This window comes from Flammeovirga aprica JL-4, assembly GCF_012844305.1.
Classification (GTDB): Bacteria; Bacteroidota; Bacteroidia; order Cytophagales; family Flammeovirgaceae; genus Flammeovirga; species Flammeovirga aprica.
This window is the reverse complement of sequence record NZ_JABANE010000101.1, coordinates 25,529-31,528: the sequence shown is the minus strand read 5'-3', so window position 1 is coordinate 31,528 and position 6,000 is coordinate 25,529. Positions and strand designations below refer to the sequence as shown.

Sequence of the window (6,000 nt, the reverse complement as noted above, 5' to 3'; positions counted from 1 at the left end):
AATGAAGGAGTTTATATACCCTTTACCGATGAAATTCAGGTTTAGTTTTGCTTGGAAAAACTTATTGAAGGGATTTTTATAAAATTGTACTAAATAATAAGGATTTTATTTGGATTAACCATAAGAGAAGTCGTGGGCTAATGATGAGCGAAAACATATTTTGAAACGATTAGAACTGCTTATCGAATTCTGTTTTCTTGCCTTTTTTCTTCGGTTTAGCATTCATAGTGTAGTTCACGCTAAACTCTACGATTGGTCCATATCTGTAGTAAGTTGTTCTTTGATAGAACGTATTTTCATTCGAATTTCTATCCTTACCTGTCGTATCTAAACCTTTAATATTAGATTGGAAAATGTCATTTGCTCTACCCGTAAAAGTCCAATCCGGCATTGATGTCGGTTTGTAAACTAAAGCGATGTTTGACATATAGAACAAATCATTTTGTCCCTGAGCTGTTACAGTAGCCGATTGTACATCGATGTCAAATACAAAACTTAATGTTTTTGTAAGCTCTGTATTCAGCGTAGATTTCCAACTCCAGTTTAAGCTACTTTGATCGATTGTCTGTCCATAGATAGAACCATTGATGGCATAGTGGTACAACGAGCCACCCATAAATAACTTCACTCTTTTGGCGATATTGAAATTAGAGTTCAATTCCAATCCCAAAGACTGATCATCACCTGCGTTAGTATATGATCTCATCAAAACATTTTCTCCTTCGTTCACTACATTCACACGGAATACTGCATTTTCAACACCTCTATAAAAAGCCGTTAAACTGATGTTTTGGTTTCCAATTTTCTTATCAAAAGTAACCTCTGCCAAGTTCACAAATTCAGGCTGAAGCGTTGGATCACCTACTTCATATACTTCAAAGTGTCTTCTATAAAGGAATGGAGCCATGTTTTTTGTTGGTGGACGGTTGATACGTCTACTTGCTCCGAAGATTAATCTATTATTTTCATTAAACTCATAATCTAAGTTTAAAGAAGGGAAAGCATTTAATTGTTGCACCACAAACTCATCTTGTTCCGGTACATCAATGATTGGGAAAACAGCGTAATTACCTACTGTCATTACTTGATCAGTGTATTCCAAACGAAGTCCTGCTTTTAGGTTTAACTTCCCGAATCTTGCACCATAATCAACGTAACCAGCATAGATATTACGTTTTAGCTCATAAGAATTTGAGTAGGGATGTTGCTCCCAACTTCCATTATTCAAATTCAATGTATCATAATTGTAATTACCTGTCTGTGTCAAGAATTGAGGTTGCACACCAAAAGAAACCGTTTGATTGTCGCTGATTGGCTTTTCATAATCTAAAGAAAAACGGATAGCATGTAAAGGCTGATCTGTTACTTGAGTATAATGCGTCAGAATCGTTTCTTCCGGTGATTCTGTTCCTTTATTATACACTTGGTTTTTGTTGTCCAAATCATCACCCAAAATAGAATGCTCATATACTACACCGAGGTTTAACTTTGATTTATTTTCAAACTGATGGAAGAAATCTAAGTTGGCGGTATGGAAATCACCAAAACGATTATGGGTGTTGGGGTTGTAAATATATTCCTCAGATCCATCAATCATTTGACCGTCTAAATCTTTGTAATAGTTATGATAAACATAATTTGCTGTTCGCTTATTACTTTTATGACCATAGAAATAAGAAGCTTTTAAAGAAGTATTTTCATTAAAATCATAACCTACACCAGCATTTGCAGAGTAATTTACATGCCACTCTGGTCGGTCACCTTCCGCATCCATATGATAAGTACCGGTACGATTTCCATCACTGTCTCTTTGTGTAATTTCAGAATCACCTTCACGGCGACCATCCACATTTCTACTCAAATAATTGGCTCCTGCATTAAAAGTCCATTTATCTTTTTGATGTGTAATATTGAAATTACCACCACCACGAACAGGTTCTGCACCGTCTCTCCAAGGTGACCCACCAAGCATACCTCCAGCACTAATTGAAGTACCTTCTAGTTCTGATTTATTGACTGTAATGTTGATAATACCCGCTTTTCCTTGTGCATCATATTTGGCAGAAGGAACCGTAATCACCTCAATGTTTTCAATGGAACCTGCTGAGATTTGTGACAATAAGGTTGACGGGTCGATTTGAGTTGGTTTTCCATTCACATACACCATAAAACCTTGTGTACCACGAACAGAAACATCGCCTTCTGGTGAAACTGAAATTTGAGGAAGTTTGTTCAACATATCCGTTGCTGTACCACTTCTTGCCGTCTCAAAATCAGAAGCATCATATACTTTTCTGTCGATTTTTGTAGAAACTGTTTCCTTTAAATCCTTTACTACAATCTCATCTAACTGTTGCACATTAGGATTAAGATATACTGTACCAAGGTTCAAATGGTCTGATAAAGAGATAGACTTATTAAGAGAATGATATCCAACAAAGGAAATCTCTATATCATACTCCCCTTTTTTCACTTTATTCATTTCAAAGTTTCCTTCAAAATCTGAACTCGTAAAATTGACAATCTCTTGATTGGCATCTAAAAGTTTAACAGATGCGTAGGGAATGCTTTCGTTGTTGTCTTTATCAATAAGCTGTCCTGAAATCTGAAAAGATTGAGCAGATAGAAAGGACACATTGACAAGGATCAAAATGATTGATAAAATCTGTTTCATTAGGTTTAGTTTTAATTCGTTTGGCTTTAGGTCGATGTATTTAAATTACATCTACTTGTCACACAATGCAAAGATGATAAAGTTCAAACAATAAGAGATTGTCTATTTGAAATTAAAAAGGTATAATCTATGTACATTTAGAATTTATTATAAAAACAGTTCTTTTTAGCCCATTTTAATGCATAAAAATCGAATACTCATTATATTAGTTCACCAATAAACAAAGTACAACACTTTTTAGATACATAAACCAAATACTCACATGTATAATAAACCAATGCTACGAGATGGGGCACTTGAAGGGAAAACTTATATCGTTACCGGAGGTGCAACAGGCCTAGGCAAGTCCATGACTAAATATTTCCTTGAACTAGGAGCTGATGTTACAATCTGCAGTAGAAAAGAGGATAAACTTCAAGCAGCAGCCGATGAACTAGAAGAAGTAACTGGAAAGCGTCCTTTTTATGTCGTTTGTGATGTAAGAAAATACGATCAGATTGAAAACGTCATCAAAGAAACTGTGGATAAATTCGGCCAGATAGATGGACTCTTAAATAACGCTGCGGGTAATTTTATCAGCCCGACAGAGCGTTTGAGCCACAAGGCCTTTGATACTATTGTTGATATTGTCTTGAAAGGGACTTACTATTTCACTTTGGCCATGGGGAAATACTGGATTGCCAATGGACAAAAAGGCGTTATGCTGAATATAGTTACCACTTATGCTTCTACTGGCTCAGGATATGTAGTACCTTCTGCTTCTTCAAAAGCTGGCGTTTTGGCACTGACAAGATCACTTGCGGTAGAATGGGCAAAATATGGAATTCGTTCGAATGCCATTGCTCCGGGGCCATTCCCTACAAAAGGAGCTTGGGATCGTCTATTCCCTGAAAATTTAAGAAGTCAATTTGATGAAGCAGGAAAAGTACCTGTAGGCCGAGTGGGAGAGCATCAAGAATTAGCCAACTTGGCGGCTTATCTGATGTCTGATTTTTCTGCTTATGTCAATGGAGAAGTAGTCACTATTGACGGTGGTGAGTGGCTGAAAGGTGCCGGAGAGTTCAATCATTTAGATGCTATTCCTTCTCCTGTTTGGGATGATATCGCTTCAGCAATCAAAAGCAATACAAAAAAGTAAGAGGAATTAAGCAGTTATACAATCAAAATAGGAAGTTTTATATCTTCTTTTTTTGACTACTCGGCGTTAGAATTTCATCACGTAGCTAAAGGCTATGCTCTTCAATTCTGCCTTGATTAGTCAAAAAAATAATAATCTAACTTTTCCCAATTTTAAATGTATAACTGCTTAAGGGGTAAATGTCTTTCCTATGAAAATAAAAAAGGAGAACTGACCATTATAAAAATCAGTTCTCCTTTTCCTTTTGAAGGGGTTTATCTTTTAATATTCATCCTCTTCAGTTATTTCCATAGCAGCTGCTTTTTCAGCATTTGCTCTTTTGATTCTTCTTGCCACTTTATCCACGTGCATTTTTTCCTTTACCAAGAAAGCCGCTCTGAATTTCTTTTTGAGACTCGTATATACACCATGTGCTGTCAGACGATCGAAATAATAACCTACACGCACTTTATAATTTGGCTGTTCAAAAGTCATATCCACTTCGTAATTACCAAATTCATTCTTCAAGTAACCTACTACTTCTTCGGCTTTATCTCTGTCTCTGTCAGAATAAACCAAAATTCTATATACCTGAATTCCACCTAAATCTCTAGCAGATAAGTGAGTTAAAATAGTATCTACTTCTACATTGACATCTCCTTCAGGAAAACCCAAGTCATCTTGACCCTCTGGTGTTTGCTCAACAACTTCTTCTTTTTTTTCTTCCACCTTCGGTAAATAAGCCTGAAAATCTGTATCTACAAGATCAGCTGCCGGCACCGTTTGTTTAGGTTGAGAAGGTTTACAAGCCATTGCACTCATTAGCAATGCTATAAATGTATAACGAATTAGTAGTTTCATATTTATATTTAGAAATAATGGAACGGTCAAAGTTAAGCATTTTTCTTTATTAGGGCCCCTACTCTTAAGATTTTATAGTGTAAACGTTTCAAATACCTGATGTCGCTTTTAGATCCACTACTTCTATAAATGACTAACTAAATTCATTAACCTAAAATATTAAGTAATGAAGATTTAAACATCGCTGTTATTTTCCATCATTAGTATCACATTATTTCTTCCGTACAAGGAAATTTAAAATCTTGTAGAAAAAGTTATAGTGTAATAAAAACATGACAATAAATGCGATGAATAAACTCAAAAGGTAAGCTTTGCTAAGAGATTCTTGAAGAACAAAGGATTCGACAATAAGAATGAATCCACATGTAAATAAAGAAAATATTAAAGATGACATCCATCTTTTACTGTTGTTTATGTATTCCTTCATGAAATATGATTTATATAATTATAATTCTCTAATAAGATGACACTTGTACACTCTCTAGTTTTATACCTAGATTTGAACTTGCCGTCATACATTCTCCCCTATAAATGGTCCCATAATAAAAACCCTTACCATTAATCTTTGTTGTATCATTTACTGAATTAGGGCTAAACATATAACTTCTTCCCAATGGGTAACTTAATGGAGGTATACCATTAATATTTGTTTCGTAGATAAATAAAGTCTCATTATCCTTGTTGTGTTTCTGATAAAAACCTGCTATTTCACGTAAATTATCATTATCATATACCCCATTTTGATAAATCAAATCATAAATTAAATCACCTTTATATTTGATATCCAGTTGTAAATTATAATCCTGTTCTGCTACTCAAGGTAAGTCAGGATAAGGCACTATAAAATAAAAAACACTTCCTTTTCCCCTATTACAGATTTTAAAATAGTGATCTCCACCCTCTGCATAATCTGGTGTAAACCTCTTATCAGGAAAAGAGTTCCAAGTACCGTATTCATAAGACACCCAACTTTCATAAAAACCAATCACGGTATCTGAAGTTATTACGCTATGAAGAATCTCATTGACACCTTTTTGATTGGTAGCACTAGTGTACCAAATATCAAGAGTATCTGCATCACTTTCTCTTACTATACCAATTCCAGAGAAAGGGTGAAGAAGGGTATCTCTTCCTTTTACAATAAATTTATCTTTATCACAGCTTAAGCTACTGAGAAATAAGATCGCTAATAAACCTAGAGAGGTTTGTGAAAAAAACAACTTGATTTTAAGTGAAAATTTTTGACTAGTTTTCATTACTATAGTTAGCTTAAAATTTAATGATTAATAGTTCACAACAATTTGATTATAAATCACATAACCTGCTATTAATTACAATTGAATCGCGA

The 6,000-nt window shown here is 34.7% G+C and carries 4 protein-coding genes; 1 reads left to right on the top strand and 3 read right to left on the bottom strand.

Translation table 11 applies throughout. The annotated features are described in order from the left end of the window. Positions 1–169: 169 nt before the first annotated feature. Positions 170–2,674, bottom strand: coding sequence for a TonB-dependent receptor domain-containing protein (locus tag HHU12_RS26315; protein ID WP_169659725.1), 2,505 nt, complete (start codon positions 2,672–2,674; stop codon positions 170–172). A 262-nt stretch (positions 2,675–2,936) separates the two neighbouring features. Here HHU12_RS26315 and HHU12_RS26310 point away from each other — a divergent pair, with 262 nt between their 5' ends. Beyond that, positions 2,937–3,812, top strand: a complete 876-nt coding sequence (locus HHU12_RS26310; protein WP_240971137.1) for an SDR family oxidoreductase — start codon at positions 2,937–2,939, stop codon at positions 3,810–3,812. Between the two features lie 261 nt (positions 3,813–4,073). Here the strand turns inward: HHU12_RS26310 and HHU12_RS26305 are convergent, their stop codons facing one another. Together HHU12_RS26305 and HHU12_RS26300 are read right to left on the bottom strand one after the other, a co-directional pair. Then, complete coding sequence (locus HHU12_RS26305) at positions 4,074–4,652, bottom strand: hypothetical protein (RefSeq protein ID WP_169659724.1); 579 nt, start codon at positions 4,650–4,652, stop codon at positions 4,074–4,076. Between the two features lie 815 nt (positions 4,653–5,467). Further along, positions 5,468–5,908, bottom strand: coding sequence for a hypothetical protein (locus HHU12_RS26300; RefSeq protein ID WP_169659723.1), 441 nt, complete (start codon positions 5,906–5,908; stop codon positions 5,468–5,470). Between the last annotated feature and the right edge of the window lie 92 nt (positions 5,909–6,000).